This window comes from Sphingomonas paludis (assembly GCF_053502515.1).
Map to the genome: position 1 here is coordinate 2643306 of NZ_CP187558.1, position 18639 is coordinate 2661944.

Annotated in this window: 17 protein-coding genes; 9 read left to right on the top strand and 8 right to left on the bottom strand. The window is 66.5% G+C overall.

Going from position 1 to position 18639, the window contains the following annotated elements; genetic code table 11:
* The first annotated feature begins 38 nt into the window (after nt 1-38).
* Nucleotides 39-1358 carry a replication-associated recombination protein A gene (locus ACPVPU_RS12805; RefSeq protein WP_448658334.1) on the top strand — a complete coding sequence of 440 codons (1320 nt, stop codon included), beginning with the start codon at nt 39-41 and terminating at the stop codon, nt 1356-1358.
* A gap of 95 nt (nt 1359-1453) precedes the next feature.
* Nucleotides 1454-2314, top strand: coding sequence for a hypothetical protein (locus tag ACPVPU_RS12810; RefSeq protein WP_448658335.1), 861 nt, complete (start codon nt 1454-1456; stop codon nt 2312-2314).
* A gap of 103 nt (nt 2315-2417) precedes the next feature.
* Here ACPVPU_RS12810 and ACPVPU_RS12815 read toward each other — a convergent pair whose 3' ends face one another.
* Nucleotides 2418-3206, bottom strand: a complete 789-nt coding sequence (locus ACPVPU_RS12815) for an SDR family oxidoreductase (RefSeq protein ID WP_448658336.1) — start codon at nt 3204-3206, stop codon at nt 2418-2420.
* Between the two features lie 127 nt (nt 3207-3333).
* On the opposite strand from ACPVPU_RS12815, the gene cobT reads away from it, so the two are divergent.
* A complete protein-coding gene (gene cobT / locus ACPVPU_RS12820; protein ID WP_448658337.1) occupies nt 3334-5169 on the top strand; it encodes a cobaltochelatase subunit CobT in 1836 nt (611 codons plus the stop codon).
* The gene (locus tag ACPVPU_RS12825) at nt 5166-5429 is read left to right on the top strand and encodes a ribbon-helix-helix domain-containing protein (protein ID WP_448658338.1); all 264 of its coding nucleotides are present in this window, start codon (nt 5166-5168) and stop codon (nt 5427-5429) included. The genes cobT and ACPVPU_RS12825 overlap by 4 nt, the downstream gene beginning before the upstream one ends.
* On the opposite strand, the gene ACPVPU_RS12830 is transcribed toward ACPVPU_RS12825, so the two are convergent.
* The 3 genes from ACPVPU_RS12830 to ACPVPU_RS12840 are packed head-to-tail and all read right to left on the bottom strand — an operon-like array spanning nt 5411 to nt 6502.
* Nucleotides 5411-5746 (bottom strand): hypothetical protein, encoded by a 336-nt coding sequence (locus ACPVPU_RS12830; RefSeq protein ID WP_448658339.1) that lies wholly within the window; start codon nt 5744-5746, stop codon nt 5411-5413. The genes ACPVPU_RS12825 and ACPVPU_RS12830 overlap by 19 nt on opposite strands.
* A 34-nt stretch (nt 5747-5780) precedes the next feature.
* Entirely contained in the window at nt 5781-6083 is a 303-nt protein-coding gene (locus tag ACPVPU_RS12835; protein WP_448658340.1) for a polyhydroxyalkanoic acid system family protein, read from the bottom strand.
* Entirely contained in the window at nt 6080-6502 is a 423-nt protein-coding gene (locus ACPVPU_RS12840) for a VOC family protein (protein WP_448658341.1), read from the bottom strand. The genes ACPVPU_RS12835 and ACPVPU_RS12840 overlap by 4 nt, the downstream gene beginning before the upstream one ends.
* 89 nt (nt 6503-6591) lie before the next feature.
* On the opposite strand from ACPVPU_RS12840, the gene lnt reads away from it, so the two are divergent.
* From lnt to trmB, 5 genes are all read left to right on the top strand, one after another.
* Complete coding sequence (gene lnt, locus ACPVPU_RS12845) at nt 6592-8154, top strand: apolipoprotein N-acyltransferase (protein WP_448658342.1); 1563 nt, start codon at nt 6592-6594, stop codon at nt 8152-8154.
* Between the two features lie 81 nt (nt 8155-8235).
* Complete coding sequence (gene metK / locus ACPVPU_RS12850) at nt 8236-9462, top strand: methionine adenosyltransferase (protein WP_448658343.1); 1227 nt, start codon at nt 8236-8238, stop codon at nt 9460-9462.
* Nucleotides 9463-9695: 233 nt separating this feature from the next.
* Nucleotides 9696-10676: a hypothetical protein gene (locus tag ACPVPU_RS12855; RefSeq protein WP_448658345.1), complete on the top strand. Its 981-nt coding sequence runs from the start codon at nt 9696-9698 to the stop codon at nt 10674-10676.
* A gap of 81 nt (nt 10677-10757) precedes the next feature.
* Nucleotides 10758-11936 carry an FAD-dependent oxidoreductase gene (locus tag ACPVPU_RS12860; protein WP_448658347.1) on the top strand — a complete coding sequence of 393 codons (1179 nt, stop codon included), beginning with the start codon at nt 10758-10760 and terminating at the stop codon, nt 11934-11936.
* A 57-nt stretch (nt 11937-11993) separates the two neighbouring features.
* On the top strand, nt 11994-12674 hold the full coding sequence (gene trmB, locus ACPVPU_RS12865) for a tRNA (guanine(46)-N(7))-methyltransferase TrmB (RefSeq protein ID WP_448658348.1): 681 nt from the start codon (nt 11994-11996) through the stop codon (nt 12672-12674).
* Nucleotides 12675-12686: 12 nt separating this feature from the next.
* Here the strand turns inward: trmB and ACPVPU_RS12870 are convergent, their stop codons facing one another.
* The 4 genes from ACPVPU_RS12870 to kdpB are packed head-to-tail and all read right to left on the bottom strand — an operon-like array spanning nt 12687 to nt 18631.
* Entirely contained in the window at nt 12687-13358 is a 672-nt protein-coding gene (locus ACPVPU_RS12870; RefSeq protein WP_448658349.1) for a response regulator, read from the bottom strand.
* The gene (locus ACPVPU_RS12875) at nt 13355-15988 is read right to left on the bottom strand and encodes a DUF4118 domain-containing protein (protein WP_448658350.1); all 2634 of its coding nucleotides are present in this window, start codon (nt 15986-15988) and stop codon (nt 13355-13357) included. The genes ACPVPU_RS12870 and ACPVPU_RS12875 overlap by 4 nt, the downstream gene beginning before the upstream one ends.
* Nucleotides 15985-16608 carry a potassium-transporting ATPase subunit KdpC gene (gene kdpC, locus ACPVPU_RS12880; RefSeq protein WP_448658351.1) on the bottom strand — a complete coding sequence of 208 codons (624 nt, stop codon included), beginning with the start codon at nt 16606-16608 and terminating at the stop codon, nt 15985-15987. Before kdpC ends, ACPVPU_RS12875 begins: the two co-directional genes overlap by 4 nt.
* Nucleotides 16609-16621: 13 nt before the next feature.
* Complete coding sequence (gene kdpB, locus ACPVPU_RS12885; RefSeq protein WP_448658352.1) at nt 16622-18631, bottom strand: potassium-transporting ATPase subunit KdpB; 2010 nt, start codon at nt 18629-18631, stop codon at nt 16622-16624.
* Nucleotides 18632-18639 lie beyond the last annotated feature (8 nt).

Genomic DNA, 18639 nt, shown 5'->3' on the forward strand with positions numbered 1-18639 from the left:
GATGGGCAAGCGGCGGCATCGTCCCTATCTGTTCTCTCATGGCCGACCTTTTCGCCGATCCCGAACAACCCGCCACGGACGATCCCGCGCCCGATGCGCCGCTCGCCGATCGCCTGCGCCCCCGCGCGCTCGACGAAGTGGTAGGCCAGGATCACCTGACCGGAGCGGAGGGCGCCATCGGCCGCATGGTCGCGGCGGGCAAGCTGTCCAGCATGATCCTGTGGGGACCGCCCGGCACCGGCAAGACGACGATCGCCCGGCTGCTCGCCGGTGCCGTGGGCCTGCGCTACGCGGCGATCTCGGCGGTCTTCTCCGGGGTCGCCGATCTGAAGAAGGTGTTTGCCGAGGCCCGCGACCATGCCCGCATCGGCCAGCGCACCCTGCTCTTCGTTGACGAAATCCACCGCTTCAACCGCGCGCAGCAGGACGGCTTCCTGCCCTATGTCGAGGATGGCACAGTCACCCTGGTCGGCGCGACGACGGAGAATCCCTCGTTCGAGTTGAACGCAGCGCTGCTCTCCCGTGCCCAGGTGTTGATCCTTCACCGGCTGGATGCCGCCGCACTTGGGCAATTGCTCGACCGGGCAGAGGCGATCATGGAACGCCCCCTGCCGCTCGATGGCGATGCCCGCGCCGCGCTGATCGCCAGCGCCGACGGCGATGGCCGCTTCCTGCTCAATCAGGCGGAGACGCTGTTCTCGGTCCACTTCGACGCATCGCTCGATCCGGCCGGTCTCGGCCAGTTCCTGCAACGCCGCGTCGCCGTCTATGACAAGGATCGGGAGGGGCATTACAACCTCATCTCCGCCCTCCACAAATCGCTGCGTGGGTCGGACCCACAGGCCGCGCTCTACTATCTCGCCCGGCTGCTGACCGCCGGCGAGGAGCCGCTCTATGTCCTTCGCCGCCTGACGCGGTTCGCCAGCGAGGATATCGGCCTGGCCGACCCGCAGGCGCTCGTCCAGTGCCTGGCCGCCAAGGACGCCTATGACTTCCTGGGCTCGCCGGAGGGCGAACTGGCGATCGTCCAGGCGTGCCTCTACTGCGCCACCGCGCCCAAATCGAACGCCACCTATGTCGCGCAAAAGGCCGCCTGGCGCAGCGCAAAGGAAACCGGCAGCCTGATGCCGCCGCAGAACATTCTCAACGCGCCGACCAAGCTGATGACGGACATCGGCTATGGTAAGGGCTACGCCTATGATCACGATGCCGAAGGCGGCTTTTCCGGCGAGAATTACTGGCCATCGGAACTCTCCCCGCAGAGCTACTACACGCCCACCGATCGCGGCATGGAAAAGCGCATCGCCGAGCGCATGGCCTGGTGGGACGAACGCCGCCAGGCTTTGCGTGGCGACTGAAATGCATCCTCATTGCGAGCGTAAGCGAAGCAATCCAGCGACAGGACTGGATTGCTTCGCTGCGCTCGCAACGACGGGTTGCGGGCCGCAAAGTCTTGCCTGCTGATCGCTTCACCCGCTTTGCCGCGATCGACTGGTCGGGGGCCAAGGGGCACCGGCACCGGGGGATTGCCATCGCTGTTGCCGAACCGGGCGATGACGCACCGAAGCTGATCGACCCGCCCGGCGGCGCATGGTCGCGGACGGAGGTGCTGCACTGGGTTCGGGCGCAGCTGGACACCGATATGCTGATCGGTTTCGATTTCAGCTTCGCCCCGCCGTTGATCGATCGGGGGGCCTATCTGCCGGGACTGGACGCGCCGACCACGGCCCGGCCCTTTTGGGCGTGGCTGGACGAACAGTGCGGCGACGCGGATCTGGGCGCCGCGAGCTTTCTGGAAAGGCATCGCGGCAACCATTTCTACCTCGGCGCAGCAGACGGGATGAAGGCGCGCTTCATGCATTTCCGTCGGTGCGAGCAGCACTATCGGGCGAGCGGCGGCGGCAAGCCATCCACCGTCTATGACGCCATCGGCGCGGCTCAGGTGGCAAAGGCCAGCTTTGCCGGAATGCGCCTGCTCCACCATCTGGGCCGCGACGTGCCGGTCTGGCCCTTCGATCCGGTGACGGATCGGGGCGCGGTGGTCGTGGAAATCTATACCAGCATCGCGGCGCGGGCGGCGGGACTGCGCAAGGGATTGTCCAAGCTGCGCCATACCGAAGCATTGAATATGGCACTGGCGGCATTCGGATCGGCGCCCTGGAAGGGGCCGGATACGCTCAGCGACCACCAGACGGATGTGCTCATGACCGCCGCCTGGCTGCGCGCCAAGGTCGGCGACGCGGGGATCTGGCGACCCGAAGGGCTGACGCCGCGGGTGGCGCAGGCGGAAGGTTGGACGCTAGGCGTCGAATAATGACCTGACAATCCAGTGCTCCTGCGAGAGCAGGAGCCTAGAGCGGCAAGCGAAAGCCTCTCTACCCTGGGCTCCTGCTTTCGCAGGAGCGCGGTTGGCTTTGCTACCCGTCTTTACTCCCGCCAAGGCTCGCATTGACCAGCCCGCCATCGACAGCGATCGTTTCGCCCACCACATAATCCCCGGCGCGACTGGCAAGGTACAGTGCAGCGGCGGCCATGTCCTCGTCCGCCCCGATCCGGCCGGATGGAATCGCCTTCGCCACGGCATCGCCGTGATCGCGCGCCGCTTTGTTCATGTCGCTGGCAAACGCGCCGGGCGCGATCGAGGTGACGTTGATCCGATCCCGCACCAGACGCGCCGCCATCCGCTTGGTCAGATAGATCAGCGCGGATTTGGACGCATGATAGCTATAGGTTTCCCATGGATTGAGCCGCAGCCCGTCGATCGAGGTGATGTTGATGACCTTGGCCGGCCGATCCCTCGTGCCCGACGCCTTCAGCAAGGAATGAAGGGACTGGGTCAGGAAAAACGGCGACTTGACGTTCAGGTCCATCACCTTGTCCCACCCCTTTTCCGGGAATTGTTCGAACGGCTCGCCCCAGGCGGCACCGGCATTGTTGACCAGGATGTCGAGCCGCTCCTCGCGTTCGGCCATCATCGCCGCCAGTGCCTTGCACCCCGCAACGGTCGAGATGTCGGCGGGCAGCGCGATGCAGTTCTCACCCAGTGCCGCCGCCGTCTCCACGCACGCCTCTGCCTTGCGCGACGAGACATAGACCCGCGCACCCGATGCCACGAAGCCTGCAGCGATCATTCGCCCGATCCCGCGCGACCCGCCTGTGACCAGCGCAACGCGGCCATCCAGCCGGAACAGCGTGCTGACGTCCATCGGCGATGCTCTCCATACCTGTTTTTCTAAAACACGAATGTATCCCGCTATGGCCGGGGTGCCAACCCGGAACCTGCCCTGGTAGCACCCCCTTGCATCCCGGCGCATCAGTCCCGACAACGCAGCTATGGCCAGTGACTCCCCCATCGATCAGTTCAAATCCGTGCTGGGCGGCACGTGCCGGGCATTGTCGGGCGATGCAGAGGTCGAACTGGCCTTTACCCCCGATGCGCCGGCGCAGTCGGGCCGGCATCTGCGCGTTCCCCTTCCCTCGCGGACCCTTCCCGCCGATCAGGTGGCGGAGGCACGGGGCTTCGCGGACAGTTTTTCGTTGCGGCTTCGCCTGCACGACAGCGCGATGCATCGGCGCGCAGCACCGGCCGATCCGGTTGCGCGCGCCGTATATGACGCGGCGGAAACCGCTCGGATCGAGGCGCTTGGCGGCAAAGGCTATGCCGGCATCGCCGACAATCTCGATCATGCCTTGATGATGCGGCTGCGGTCCGATCCGATCACTCGGGCGCGCAACCGGGACGAGGTACCGCTGTCCACCGCCGTCCAGCTCATCATCCGCGAGCGACTGACGGGCAAGCCTGCGCCTGCCAGCCTGGCGGTTCAGATGGCGCTGGTGTCCGACTGGATCGAGGATCGCGCCGCCGCCGATCTGGATGCGCTGCCGATGGCGCTGGATGACCAGCAGGCGTTTCAGGCCCTGACCACCCGCCTGTTGGAGGATCTCGACCTGGTCGAGGGACAGGTCACGCCCGATGACGAGGAGGCCGGCGGCTCCGACGACGAAGGCACCGAGGACGGGGACGACGACACCGACGACGCCGAACAGGACAGCGACAGCTCTGCCGAGGGCCAGGGCGACATGGAGGCGCGGGGCGAACAGTCGCAGGACGAGACGCAGAGCGGCGAAACCAGCCAGCAGGAACAGGACGGCATCGACGATGCCGATGGCGAACCGGGCGAGGACGGACAGGACGGAATGCTGCCGGTCCGTCCCAATCGGCCGATTTCCGACTTGCCCCCGCAATTCGATTACCGCGCCTTTTCGACCGCGCATGACGAGATCGTGACCGCCACCGAATTGTGCGACGAGGAGGAACTGACCCGGCTGCGCGCCTATCTGGATCAGCAATTGGCCCATCTTCAGGGCGCGGTGACGAAACTGGCCAACCGCCTGCAACGTCGCCTGATGGCGCAGCAGGCGCGCAGCTGGGATTTCGATCAGGAAGAAGGATTGCTCGACGCGGCCCGCCTGGCCAGGGTCGTGGTCAATCCCATGCAATCGCTCAGTTACAAGATCGAACGGGATACCGATTTCAAGGATACGGTCGTCACGCTGTTGATCGACAATTCGGGATCGATGCGCGGCCGCCCGATCAGCATCGCCGCGATCAGTGCCGACATCATGGCCCGCACGCTGGAACGCGTCGGCGTCAAGGTCGAGATCCTGGGCTTCACCACCCGCGCCTGGAAAGGGGGGCAGAGCCGCGAGGCATGGCTGGCGGCCGGTCGTCCGGCTCAGCCGGGGCGTCTGAACGACCTGCGCCACATCATCTATAAACAGGCCGACGAGCCGTGGCGCCGCGCGAAGAAGTCGCTGGGCCTGATGATGCGCGAGGGGCTGCTTAAGGAGAATATCGACGGCGAGGCGCTGCTCTGGGCGCACAGCCGCCTGATTGCCCGGGCCGAGGATCGCAAGGTGCTGATGGTCATTTCCGACGGTGCGCCGGTCGACGATTCCACTCTTTCGGTGAACAGCGGCTCCTATCTAGACCGGCATCTGCGCCAGGTGATCGGCTGGATCGAGGCACGGTCTCCGGTGGAACTGGTTGCCATCGGCATCGGCCACGACGTGACCCGCTGGTACGCCCGTGCGGTCACGATCATGGATGCGGACCAGCTGGCCGGCACGATGGTGGAACAGCTGGCGGGGCTCTTCGACGCGCAATGAACCGGGTGGTCGTCGCACCGCCGGGCGGCTTTGTGGGGCCTGTCAAACGCAGCGTGACCATTGCCGGGCACGAAACCTCGATCAGTCTTGAACCCGTGTTCTGGGTGGCGCTGGAACGGGCCGCGGCGGACCATCACCTGCCGCTGTCCGCACTGATCGCGTCCATCGACGCCGCCCGCATCGCAGCGGACGATCCGCCCAATCTGGCCAGCGCGATCCGCAGCTGGCTACTGGACCAGGTTCAGCGGGCTACGGCCTGATAATCGGCAGGGGAAAAGGCGGGCTGCACGGCCGGATCGACGATTGCGGCATTGGTGCGCAGTCCGCCCCAATGGCTCGATCCGCGCCGTTCGACCAGCGTGCCATCGGCCCGTGCCTGTTCATATCCGTTCCGCGCCCGCTCCGCAGCACCCAGTTCCGCCAACGCCGGGGCCCGCCATTCATAAGGTTTCGGCAGGGTGGAGCGGACCGCCCCCGCCAGCATGCCGCCACCGATCACGCCGCCGGCCAGGGTCAGGCCGAGCGCAATCACAACGGGACGGATCGATCGTCTGGCCATCGAACTGCTGTCGCTCATCCTCTCCTATCGCAGTTTCAGGCCAAAGGTTCCGTCAGGTCAACAGCTTTGGCCCGTCACGCTCCAGCTTGTCGCGGATGCGCCCGGCCGCCAGCGCCAGCATCGGCGGCAGGTCCAGGATCAGGTGGACATGATCGTCCGCCACATCCACGCTCGCCTCCACCCGCTGCCCCAGCGCGATGACGGCAAAGGCAAGGCGGTCGCCATCCCATTGCGGGTCGTGGATGCTGCCGCCGGGGATCCATTCGGCCAGCTTGCCGATGCCCGCCCAGATCCGCTCGCGCGCTGCCTGCCGCCCCAGCCGATGGGGCAGATCGACCTCGATCGGTGCGCTCATCGGGCGAACAACATGGTGTCGTCGGCGAACGCCTTGAACTCGATGGCGTTGCCGCTGGGATCGCGAAAGAACATCGTCGCCTGTTCCCCCGGCTGCCCCTTGAACCGGATATGCGGGGCGATGCCGAACGGCACGTCAGCCGCCGAAACCCGGTCGGCCAGCACCTGCCACTGATCCATGGTCAGCACGACGCCGAAATGCGGCACAGGCACGTCGTGCCCATCGACCGGATTGCTCGCTTCGGCCGGGCGAGCGCTGGCGCTGACATGGGCGACAAGTTGATGGCCGAACAGGTCGAAATCGACCCAGTGGCTGTCCGACCGCCCTTCGGCACAGCCGAGCAATCCGCCGTAAAAGGCGCGCGCGGCGGCAAGGTCGTGAACGGGAATGGCAAGGTGAAAGGGACGCAGACTGGTCATGCCCTGCCCTCTAGCAAAAGGATCGATCGACCGCGAGGGTCGAGGATAGGCACTCCCAAGCGGGAAGCCGATCGGCTAAGCCCCGGACCATGACCCCTCCCCCCCGTTTCGCTCCTTGGATCGCGCTGGCGGCCGGCCTTGTATCGCCGGTCGGGTTCGCGCCGCTCGACCTGTGGCCGGTGCTGCTGGTCGCGCTGGCGGTATGGCTGTGGACGCTTCATGGCGCGACGACGCTGAAATCGGCCCTTTGGCGTTCCTGGCTGTTCGGCGTCGGGCATTTCACCGTCGGCAACAACTGGATCCAGCACGCCTTTGATTTTCAGGACAAGATGCCGCCGGTGCTCGGCTATTTCGCGGTGGTCGCGCTGGCGCTGTATCTGGCGGTCTATCCGATGCTGGCCGGGGGCCTGGCCTGGCGGTTCGGGCGGACGGGCGACCGGCCCGGCGCGGCGTTCGTGCTGATGGCGGCGGCGGCGTGGATCGTCACCGAATGGCTGCGCGCCAGCTTGTTCACTGGCTATAGCTGGAACCCGTTGTCGGTCGCATGGCTGCCGGTCGGCGGCGTGGCGCAGCTGGCAGCGGCTGTGGGCAGCTATGCGCTGTCCGGGCTGACGATACTGGCGGCGGGCGCGGCATTGATGATCGCCAATGGCCGATGGCGGCTGCCCGCCCTGCTGACTGGCGGAATTGCGCTGGCCGCCATCGCACCTGCACTGTCGCCGGAACATTGGATGACACGCCCGACCGGATCGGGGGGAGCCGTTCAGACCCGCGTCCGCGTGCTGCAGCCCAATATCGGTCAGGAGTCGGTGCGCGATCCGGGATATGAAGAACGCATCTTCCGCACCCTGCTCGACATGACGCCGGCACAGCATCCCGAACCCACGCTGGTCGTATGGCCGGAGGGGTCGGTCGAATATTATCTTGAGGATGGCTATCCCGACGGCTGGTATTACGAACTGCCCGCCGGGATCGCCCGCCGCCGGATCGCCGCCCGCCTGCGCCCGCAGGACAATGCCCTGGTCGGGGGCAATGCGCTGCTGTTCGGCGACGATCCGATCATCGACGATGCGACCAATTCGGTATTCCTGATCCGCCCGGACGGCACGCTTGGCGCGCGCTATGACAAGGCGCATCTGGTCCCCTACGGCGAATATCTGCCCATGCGGGCCATCCTGCAGCCGCTTGGCCTGTCCCGCCTGGTGATGGGCGATGTCGATTTCCGCCCCGGCCCCGGCCCGGCCAATATCGCGGTGCCGGGGTTCGGGCTGGTCGGCGTCCAGATCTGTTACGAGATCATTTTCTCGGGCCAGACTGTCGGCGCACAGCGGCCCCGGATGATCGTCAACCCTTCGCTGGACGGCTGGTTCGGCGCCTGGGGGCCGCCGCAGCATCTGGCGCAGGCGCGGATGCGCGCCATCGAAGAGGGGCTGCCCGTGCTCCGCTCCACGCCGAACGGCATTTCCGCCGTCATCGACGCGCACGGGCGCCTGATCGGTACGGTGCCGCACGGACAGCGCGGCGTGATCGACGTGCCGCTGCCCGATGCCCTTGCCCCCACCCTGTTTTCGCGGGTCGGCAACTGGATGGTGCTGATCGCTGCGGGACTGCTCGCCAGTCTTGCCCTTGCGGCCCGGCGTTTCCGCCGCTAGAGGCTCATATAAGGAAAGCTTTATATGGGCATGGCAACGGCCCGGCTTTCCGATGACATTCATCCCGATCAGAGGATTCCCATGCGTTCCAGCTATCTCTTCACGTCCGAATCGGTGTCCGAAGGCCATCCCGACAAGGTGTCCGACCAGATTTCCGACGCCATCGTCGACCTGTTCCTGTCCAAGGACCCCGAAGCGCGCATCGCCTGCGAAACGCTGACCACCACCCAGCTGGTGGTTCTTGCGGGCGAAATCCGCTGCAAGGGCGTCTATGAAAATGGCGAATGGGCACCGGGCGCCAAGGAAGAGATCGAGGCGACGGTCCGCAACACCGTCAAGGAAATCGGGTACGAGCAGGACGGTTTCCACTGGCAGACGCTGCGGTTCGAAAACAACCTGCACGGCCAGTCGGCGCATATCGCGCAGGGCGTGGACGCCAGCGGCAACAAGGACGAGGGCGCGGGCGACCAGGGCATCATGTTCGGCTATGCCGCCGACGATACCCCCGACCTGATGCCGGCCACGCTCTATTACAGCCACAAGATCCTGGAGCAGATGGCGGCCGACCGCCATTCGAAAAAGGCCCCGTTCCTGGAACCGGACGCCAAGAGCCAGGTGACGCTGCGCTACGAGGGGAGCAAGCCCGTCGCCTGCACCGCGATCGTCGTCTCCACCCAGCATGCGCCGGGCTATTGCCTGACCGGCGAAAACGCCGACCCGGCGAAATATGAAGAACTCAACGCTTATGTGAAGTCGGTGATCGCCGACATCATTCCGGCGGAGCTGCTGAGCGACGAGACGGTCTATCACATCAATCCGACCGGCGCGTTCGAGATCGGCGGGCCGGACGGTGACGCCGGGCTGACCGGCCGCAAGATCATCGTCGACACCTATGGCGGCGCCAGCCCCCATGGCGGCGGCGCGTTCAGCGGCAAGGACCCGACCAAGGTCGACCGTTCGGCGGCGTACATCACGCGCTATCTGGCGAAGAACGTCGTTGCGGCGGGCCTGGCCCAGCGCTGCACGATCCAGATCGCCTATGCCATCGGGGTCAGCAAGCCGCTGTCGCTCTATGTCGATACGCACGGCACCGGCACGGTCGGCGACGATAGGATCGAAGCGGCGATCGAGAGCATCGAAAAGCTGGGCGGCCTTACCCCGCGCGGCATCCGCACGCATCTCGGCCTCAACAAGCCGATCTACAAGAAGACCGCCGCCTATGGCCATTTCGGTCGCACGGCGGAAGGCGACTTCTTCCCGTGGGAGCGGCTTGACCTGGTCGACGACCTGAAGGCCGCGCTGGCCTGAACCCCCGCCGGGCAACGAACCAAGGAAAGGGCGGCGCCTCCACGGGGAGGCGCCGTCTTTTTCATTGGCGGGCACCAGATCGCCGGAAAATCCGGTTGCCGTGTACCGGCCTTGTCGTCACCCTCCTGCGACATGGTCGGGAGGGGCGTAGCATGATGATTCGATTGGCGTCTTCGCTGTTGCTGCTGACAGCGTCGCTGCCAGTGGCGGCTCAACAGGCGCGCGAGCTTAAGGTGAAGCCGGGCAATCCTTATCGCCACAAACCCAGCCGGATCGAGATACCGGGGACAGTCATGGGTGCGCGAATGCAAAGCGCGCGAGACCTGACGCAGACAGAAAGCGACATATCGTTCCAGTATGAGGCGGAGGACGGATCGGAACTTTACTCCATCTATGTCTATCGGCTGGCGGGCGGGTCCATTCCGATCTGGTTTGATCGGGCTCGCTGGTCGATCGAACATCGGTCGGAAGCATATGGCACGCCTGTGCCGAGCAATGACCCGTTGACCTTTCAGGGCAATGAGCCGAGCGCGAAAGCCGGGCTGGTCGCCGCATATCTGACCGAGAAGAATTATCGCTCAACGGCTGTTGCCATGACGGGCATTGAGGGATGGATCATTAAGGTCCGCTATTCCAGCAAGACGGGGACGCCAGCACAAGCCCGCGAACGCGCGATCCAGGCGATCCACTCACTGCGCTGGCCAAAACCTCGGAAGCGGGACATGCCGCCGTCTGTGCTTAAACCAGTGGACAATTGTGCGTCGGCGATCGCCACAGCGGAATCGACCAAGACGGTCAAGGACGATGGGGCGTCGGCAATACTGGGCAGTCTTCTGTCGATGGCGGCGGCGCAATTCCGAGTAGAAGATGAGGGGGAACCGGGACAGCCGGTGACGTGGTGCCGCGATCCGAAGCTGGGCGACGATGGCGTGTACCGCGCCGATGCCGCGAATGACGCCTATTTCCTGGCAACATCCGACAATGGACTTGGCCTCAGCGTCACCCCGCAGTTGAAGCTTGGGGACGATGAGGCAGACGGCTGGGTAGTGCGCTTCGTCGATCTGGAAACGACTTATGTTTTGCCGACACAGGATGCGCTCCCCTCACCTGCACGGGCACTGAGCCTGTTCAACGACGAAAAGCCGATCAGTTCGGTCAACACAGTCGGCAAGAAAAGGCAAATCAACATCGACGCTGGTGCGTTCACGGAATAGCCGGGCGACGCCCCCCCTTTCGCTTTCTGCCGGCGACGTTAAGCTGACCGGAAATCAGTCAAGACGACGGGGGGAACCAAGATGCTCGACAGGCGCAGCCTGATCCTGGGCGGCGGGGTTGCCGCCGTCGGACTTGGCGCCGGACCACGTGCGGCAGGCGCACAGGGGATGGCGTTCGCCCCGCCCCCGCCGATCATCCCCGTCATCGCCCGCCGCGACCGGATGTACCGCGTAACCGTCTGCCTGCGCCCGTTCCTCGCCACCGGGCCGCGGATCGAACTGGAACGGGTCGGCGGCAAGCAGGTCGTCCATCATTATGGCCATGGCGGCAGTGGCTGGTCGCTATCCTGGGGATCGGCGCAGGTCGCGGTGCCGCTGGCGCTGGCCCAGGGGCGGCGGATCGCGGTTATCGGCGCCGGGTGCATCGGCCTGACCAGCGCGATCACGGCGCAGCGCATGGGCGCTGACGTAACCATCTATACCAAGGACCGGTTTCCCGACACACGGTCCGCGTGGGCGACTGGCGCCTGGACGCCATCGTCGCGCATCGCCCATGCCGAACCCGCGGGGCCGAATTTCCCCGGGCTGTGGGAACGGATGGCGCGGGCCAGCTTTGCCATGCATCAAAGCTATCTGGGGATGCCCGGCGATCCGGTGGAATGGACCGACCGATACCTGTTGTCCGATACGCCCGCCGAGCCGAGGGCGGCGCGGCTGGCGGCGATGGAGGCGGCCCATCCCGGCCGCGCGCATTTTGCGGAACTGGACCCCCTGGTTGCCGACATGGTGCCCAAAAGCCAGCCGCTGACCCCCGATCAGCACCCCTTTCCCACCGCCTATGCCCGGCGGACCTCGACCATGACCTATAATGTCGCGGCCTATTGCCGCCAGCTGGAGGCGGAGTTCCTGGCCGCCGGGGGCCGGTTCGTGCGCGACGAGTTCAAGAGCGTGCGCGACCTGCGCCGCATTGCCGAACCTGTGGTGATGAACTGCACCGGCTATGCCGCCCGGGCATTGTTCGACGACAAACGACTGGTGCCGGTGCGCGGCCAGATCGCCTGGCTGCTGCCCCAGCCGGGCGTCACCTATGGCATCTATTACCGCAAGCTGTCGGTGCTGGCCCGGCGCGACGGGATCGTGGTGCAGCCGCTGGGCGAGGACGATTATTTCGGGTTCGGCGACGACAGCGAAGTGCCGGACATGGCGGCGGCCCATGCAGGGGTGGACGACGCGGCAGCGCTGTTCGCGGGGAAAGGGTAGCATCCCCGGGCATGGGCGACTTGCCCCGGCGGCGACATCCGGCCAAAGCGCACGCCCATGAACGATCCGACGACCATCCGCCGCCTCTATGGCCGCCGCCAGGGGCACAAGCTGCGTCAGGGCCAGTCCGCGCTGGTCGAAGAACTGCTGCCACAGGTCAGCGTGCCCGACAGCGGGCCGATCGATGCGCAGACGCTGTTCGGGGACGACCGCCCGCTGGAAGTGGAAATCGGCTTCGGCGCTGGCGAGCATCTGGCCGGACAGGCGGCGATGCGGCCTGATCACGGTTTCATCGGGTGCGAACCCTTTCTAAACGGCGTGGTCGGCGCGCTGGGCCATATCCGCGATGGCGATCTGACCAATGTCCGGCTGCACATGGGCGATGCGCTTGAGGTGATCGAGCGGCTGCCCGATGCCAGCCTGACCCGTGTGTATCTGCTCCACCCCGATCCGTGGCGAAAGGCGCGCCATGCCAAGCGCCGCATGGTCAATCACGGCCCGCTGGACCTGATCGCCGCCAAGCTAAAACCCGGATGCGAATTCCGGCTCGGCACCGACGATCCCACCTATTGCCGCTGGTCGATGATGGTGATGAACCAGCGCAGCGATTTCGAGTGGCAGGCCGGCAGCGCCGCCGATTTCCTGACCCGTCCCGACGACTGGCCGGAAACCCGCTATGAACGAAAGGCCCGGCGCCAGGGGCATGAGGTGTGGTACTTCCGCTATCTCCGCCGATAGCGCCGTTCGGGTTCAGGCGGCCAGCCGATAACCGACGCCCGGTTCGTTGACGATCAGCCTGGGTCGGGACGGGTCGCCCTCCAGCTTCTGGCGGAGCGACCGGATGGCGACGCGCAGATATTCGATATCGTCGACATGGGCATCGCCCCACACGGCGCGAAGCAGCGCGGCATGGGTCAGCACCCGCCCGGCATGGCGCGACAGTTCGACCAGCAGCGCGAATTCCTTCCGCGTCAGAGCGACAGGCTGGCCGTGACGCGTGACCAGGTGTCCGGCCAAGTCGATGGTCAGCTCGCCCGCCTCGATTCGCTCGCTCGACCGGCTGGTCCGGTGCCTGAGTGCTGCGCGGACGCGGGCCAGCAACTCCTGCGTATCGAACGGCTTGGTGACATAATCGTCTGCGCCGAGGTCCAGGGCGGTTACCTTTTCCGCGGTCGCATCGCGGGCAGTCAGCACGATGACGGCACGGTCCGCCGCCTTCAGCAACGGCACCAGCTCGATGCCGTCGCGGTCCGGCAGGCCCAGGTCCAGGATCACCAGCTGGCACCCCGGCCGCCGCGCCGATACCAGGCCGCTTTCGGCGTCCGCCGCTTCATCCACCCGCCAGCCGCCCCGTTCCAGCGCGCCGCGCAACAGGCGGCGGATGGCAGGTTCGTCGTCGATGATCAGGATCGGCGCAGTCATCCACGCCCCTTTCGCACCAGCGCTCCCGGCCATGCAATGCCGAACGCAGCCCCGCCCCCGGCGCGATTGCCGGCGCTGACCGTCAATCCCATCACTTCTGCAAATCCCTTGACGATGGCCAGGCCCAGGCCGGTGCCGCCGGCCCGGTCGGTGCCTTCGCCCCGGGCAAAGCGATCGAACAGCGCCGATGGATCGCCGGGCAGGCCGGGTCCTTCGTCCAGCAGCGACAGGGTGACGCCATCGGGCGTGCGTGCGCCGGCGATGGTGATGCGGCTGCCTTCCGGGGAAAACTTGGCGGCGTTGCCGATCAGGTTGATCAGGATGTGGTGCAGCAGCCGGGGGTCGGCATCGACCAGCGGCAGGCCGACCGGCACGTCCAGCTGCAGCGCCCGCCCGGCCAGCTCGCTCCGCAGATCATGCGTGGCCGCAGCAACCGCATCGACCAGGTCAATGGGCTCCATGCGCGGGGTCAGCGCGCCCGATTCCAGCCGCGTCATTTCGATCAGGTCGTCGAAAAACCGGCGAAGGCGGCTCGTTTCCTCGCGCAACAGGCGCAAGGTGGGCGAGGCCTCGTCCTGTTGCCCCAGCGTGTCGACCGCCGCGACGATCGCAGTCAGCGGGGTTTTCAGGTCGTGGCCGATCGACGACAGCAACGTCGCGCGCAGATCGTCCCGCTGGCGCAGCGCCGCCACTTCGCGCGCATCGCGTTCCAGCTTGATCCGCTCATAGGCGAGCGCCGCCTGACCCTTCAGCGTGGCGAACAGCAACTGCCGGTCCGGCGGGATCGGCGGCCCGGCATGGGGCGCAGATACGCCCAGCAGCGCCAGCGTGCCGAGCGACGTCGTCAGCGGATGAAACTGCCAGTCGCTGGCGGTCAGCGTCGCACTGTCCCGCCCGGCGATTTCGCCGCGATCGAACGCCCATTCCGCCGCGGCGAGATCGACCGGCCCCATCGTCATGCCCGGACTGTCACCGGCGATGATGCTCAGCGTGCCGTCATGCATGGCCAGCACGATGGCCGATACCTGCATCAACCGGGCGACCTCTTCGGCAACCGCAGCGGCGGTCGCCTGTTCATCGGCGATGGCGGCCAGCCGCTGGCCAAAGGCAGCGATGGCAGCGTTCTCGCTGGCCGTCCGCGCACCGACATTCGCCTGGCGACGCAATCGGCCTGCCAGTTGCGCCGCGACGATGCCGACTCCGATCAACACGGCAAAGGTGATCGCGTTCTGCGGCTCCTGAATCGTCATCGTATAGAGCGGCGGCAGGAAGAAGAAGTTGTAGGCAAGGCCCGATGCCACCGCCGTCGCGAGTGCGGGGCGCAGTCCGAACAATGTGCCCGCAGCGACGACCGGGACGATGTAGAGCAGGTCGATCGCAGCGACCCCGATCGATCCGTGCAGCGCCGCGCCCAGCAGCGTGGTTGCCGCGACCAGCAGCATGCCGATCACGATGCCGCGCCACGGCGTCGCCGTCCGGGGCGATGCGGGCGCATCGTCGGTTTCGGCCATCGGCACGACATGCACGGAAATGCCGCGCAGTTCCCGCACCAGCCGGTCCACCACCGCGCCGTGGCGCAATTCGAACCATCGGCTGCGCGGCGTCTTGCCGATCACCAGCATCGTCGCGCGCTGTTCGACCAGAAAGTCGAGCAGGCCCGAACGGACATCGGTCGCCGCAATGGTCATCACCTGGCCACCCAGGGTCGCGGCCAGCCGCAGGGCATCGCTCATCCGGCGCTGGACAGCGGCGTCCAGCGTCGCGCTGCGCGGCGTTTCGATGCTGACCGCGGTCCAGGCAGCGCCGTGGGCATCGGCCAGCCGCTTGGCCGTGCGGACCAGCACGTCGCTCCCCGGCTGATCGCCCACCGCCACCACGATGCGTTCGCCGCTTGCGAACAGGCCGGCATCGCCGCTGGCGCGCAGCTGATCCAGCATCTGCCGGTCGACGGTCTGGGCCGCGCGACGCAGCGCCAGTTCGCGCAGGGCCGACAGATTGGCCTTTGAAAAGAAATGGCCGAGCGCCCGCGACGCTTCTTCGGGGATATAGACCTTGCCATCGCGCAGCCGCGTGATCAGCTCGTCAGGGGGCAGGTCGACGACCTCGATTTCGGCATCGTCCAGTAAATGATCGGGAACGGTTTCACGCACCCGCACATGCGTGAACCCGGTCACCACATCGTTCAGGCTCTCGACGTGCTGGATGTTCAGCGTCGTGTAGACGTCGATGCCGGCGTTGCGCAGTTCCTCGACATCCTGCCACCGTTTCGGGTGGCGGCTGCCCGGCGCATTGCTGTGGGCGAATTCGTCGATCAGCGCGACATCGGGGCGTCGCAGCAGCATGGCGTCGATGTCGAATTCATGCAGGGTATGGGGACCATGGGCGATGGTCCGGCGCGGCAGGATCTCGAACGGCTGGGTCAACGCGCCCGTATCCGCGCGGCCATGGGTTTCGACGACGCCGATGACGACGTCCCTGCCCTGCCGCAACAGGTCAGCGCCCTCGCGCAGCATCTCGAACGTCTTGCCGACTCCGGGGGCTGCACCCAGGATAATCTTCAGCCGCCCCCGCGCCGCCCGGTTGGCCAGCGTGAGCAGCGTTTCAGGATCGGGTCGCCGGGCCGAGTTCACGGACGATCATTAGCGGCGGCCGGGGGTGGCTGTCGACCGGGCGCCCCGGCATCCAGCCGCCGGTTGAGCAGAAGCACATTGACCCGGCGCTCCCCCAGAAATCCCAGCATCGGCTCCTCGATCGACTGGGCGACCAACGCACGAACCGCCGCCTCGGTCATGCCGCGCGCCGCCGCCACCCGGCGGGCTTGGGCAAAAGCCGCCTCGGGGCTGACATGAGGGTCAAGCCCCGAGGCGCTAGTGGTGACCAGGTCAGGCGGAGCGAAATCCCCGGTCAATCCATCGGCCCGCGCATCGGCCACCCGTGCCGCCACGGCATCGCGCAGGTCGCGCGATCCGGGGGCAAGGTTGGTCGCCGCCGATGCGCTGGCGTCGTTCCCCTCGCCGGCCGCCGAAGGACGGCCATGGAAATAGCCTGCGCCGACAAAGCGCTGGCCGATCAGTTCGGAACCGATCACGCGCCCATCCTCTGCGCGGATCAGGCTGCCATTGGCCGGTGCGGGCATCAGCAGTTGGGCCAGGCCGGTCAAAGCCAGCGGATAGGCGATGCCGGTGACTGCGGTGAGCAGAAGCAACAGGATGATCGCTGGGCGCAGCGCGGTGCGAAGTTCGGTGAACATGACGAAGGGTTCCTCAGGCGAGGTTGAGGCCGGTGACGGCCAGGTCGATCAGCTTGATGCCGGCAAAGGGCGCGATCAGGCCGCCCAGGCCATAGACGGCAAGGTTGCGGGCAAGCATCGCGGCCGCCCCTGCCGGGCGATAGGCAACCCCTTTCAGCGCCAGCGGGACCAGCAGAGGAATGATGACCGCGTTGAAGATGATCGCCGACAGGATCGCGCTTTCCGGGCTGCCCAGTCGCATCACGTCCAGCGCGCCAAGGCCTGGATACAGCACCACGAAGATCGCGGGCAGGATCGCGAAATATTTGGCGACGTCGTTCGATATGGAAAAGGTGGTCAGCGCGCCCCGGGTCATCAGCAACTGCTTGCCGATGCCGACAATCTCGATCAGCTTGGTCGGGTCGCTGTCCAGATCGACCATGTTCCCCGCCTCTCGCGCGGCCTGGGTGCCGGTGTTCATCGCCACCCCGACGTCCGATTGTGCAAGTGCCGGCGCATCGTTGGTGCCGTCGCCGCACATTGCGACCAGCTTGCCATCGGCCTGTTCGCGCCGGATCAGCGCCAGCTTGTCCTCAGGCGTCGCCTCGGCCAGGAAATCGTCCACCCCGCTTTCGGCGGCGATGCTTGCGGCGGTCAGCGGATTGTCGCCGGTGATCATCACGGTGCGGATGCCCATGCGACGCAGTTCGCCGAAACGTTCCCGGATACCCGCCTTGACGATGTCCTTCAGGTGGACGACGCCGAGCAGCCGGTCATTGTCAGCCACCGCCAGCGGCGTGCCGCCCGCGCGGGCAATGTCGTCGGCGATGCGGCGCAGGGCATCGGCGCCCGCCGGACTGCCCAGCCGTTTCAGCACCGCATCCGACGCGCCCTTGATCAGCACGCGGTCGCCGATGGTCAGGCCCGATACCCTGGTCTGCGAGGTAAAGGCGACCGGCTCCGCCCCGGCCGGCATCGGTTCGCCCGGCCCCGCCAGGGCGACGATCGACCGTCCCTCCGGCGTTTCGTCGGCCAGGCTGGCCAGCCGGGCCGCGGCGACCAGATCGGCATGGGTGATGCCCGGCAGCGGCCGGAACTCGGTCGCTTGGCGATCGCCGACGGTGATCGTGCCGGTCTTGTCGAGCAACAACGTATCGATGTCGCCTGCCGCCTCGACCGCGCGGCCCGATTTGGCGAGCACGTTGAACCGGACCAGACGGTCCATGCCGGCAATGCCGATGGCGGACAACAGCCCGGAAATGGTCGTCGGGATCAGGGTCACGAACAGCGCCACCAGCACCGGCACCGCGATGCTGCCACCGGCATAGGTGGCAAAGGCGGGCAGCGTGCCGACAGCGATCAGGAAGATCAGGGTCAGCCCGGCCAACAGGATGGTCAGCGCCACCTCGTTCGGGGTCTTTTGCCGGGATGCGCCCTCGACCAGCGCGATCATCCTATCGAGGAACCCCTGGCCCGCAGCGGCGGTCACGCGCACCTTGATCCGGTCGGCAATCACGCGGGTGCCCGCCGTGACCGCCGAACGGTCCCCGCCCGCTTCACGGATGACGGGGGCGGATTCGCCGGTGATCGCCGATTCGTTGACGCTGGCCACGCCCTCGACCACCTCGCCATCGGCGGGGATCAGGTCGTCGGTTTCCACCAGCACCAGTTGCCCCACCTCCAGCCTGCTGGCCCCGACCATCTGCCAGGTTTCGCCGACGCCGGTCAGCAGCTTGGCCGTCAGTTCTGCCTTGGTCGCGCGCAGGCTGGCGGCCTGTGCCTTGCCCCGCCCTTCGGCCAGGCTTTCGGCGAAGTTGCTGAACAGCACGGTCAGCCACAGCCAGAACACCAGCTGACCCTCGAACAGCGCATTGCCGGTGCCCGTCGCCAGCCCGCGCACCAGCAACAGGCTGGACAGGGCCGCGACCAGCGCGGTGACGAACATCACCGGATTGCGGATCAGATGGCGCGGATCGAGCTTGATCAGGGCGTCGCGGATCGCCGGGCCGACCAGGGCCGCGGAAAAGATGGATGCTGGGGACATCGAAGTCG

Bases quoted from the DNA above. Each gene is read 5' to 3' on its own strand.
- ACPVPU_RS12825 (WP_448658338.1), top strand. From the start codon at position 5,166: ATGAACCGGGTGGTCGTCGCACCGCCGGGCGGCTTTGTGGGGCCTGTC.
- trmB (WP_448658348.1), top strand. From the start codon at position 11,994: ATGAACGATCCGACGACCATCCGCCGCCTCTATGGCCGCCGCCAGGGG.
- ACPVPU_RS12840 (WP_448658341.1), bottom strand. From the start codon at position 6,502: ATGACCAGTCTGCGTCCCTTTCACCTTGCCATTCCCGTTCACGACCTT.
- ACPVPU_RS12860 (WP_448658347.1), top strand. From the start codon at position 10,758: ATGCTCGACAGGCGCAGCCTGATCCTGGGCGGCGGGGTTGCCGCCGTC.
- ACPVPU_RS12830 (WP_448658339.1), bottom strand. From the start codon at position 5,746: ATGAGCGACAGCAGTTCGATGGCCAGACGATCGATCCGTCCCGTTGTG.
- lnt (WP_448658342.1), top strand. From the start codon at position 6,592: ATGACCCCTCCCCCCCGTTTCGCTCCTTGGATCGCGCTGGCGGCCGGC.
- kdpB (WP_448658352.1), bottom strand. From the start codon at position 18,631: ATGTCCCCAGCATCCATCTTTTCCGCGGCCCTGGTCGGCCCGGCGATC.
- metK (WP_448658343.1), top strand. From the start codon at position 8,236: ATGCGTTCCAGCTATCTCTTCACGTCCGAATCGGTGTCCGAAGGCCAT.
- ACPVPU_RS12815 (WP_448658336.1), bottom strand. From the start codon at position 3,206: ATGGACGTCAGCACGCTGTTCCGGCTGGATGGCCGCGTTGCGCTGGTC.
- cobT (WP_448658337.1), top strand. From the start codon at position 3,334: ATGGCCAGTGACTCCCCCATCGATCAGTTCAAATCCGTGCTGGGCGGC.
- ACPVPU_RS12835 (WP_448658340.1), bottom strand. From the start codon at position 6,083: ATGAGCGCACCGATCGAGGTCGATCTGCCCCATCGGCTGGGGCGGCAG.
- kdpC (WP_448658351.1), bottom strand. From the start codon at position 16,608: ATGTTCACCGAACTTCGCACCGCGCTGCGCCCAGCGATCATCCTGTTG.
- ACPVPU_RS12805 (WP_448658334.1), top strand. From the start codon at position 39: ATGGCCGACCTTTTCGCCGATCCCGAACAACCCGCCACGGACGATCCC.
- ACPVPU_RS12870 (WP_448658349.1), bottom strand. From the start codon at position 13,358: ATGACTGCGCCGATCCTGATCATCGACGACGAACCTGCCATCCGCCGC.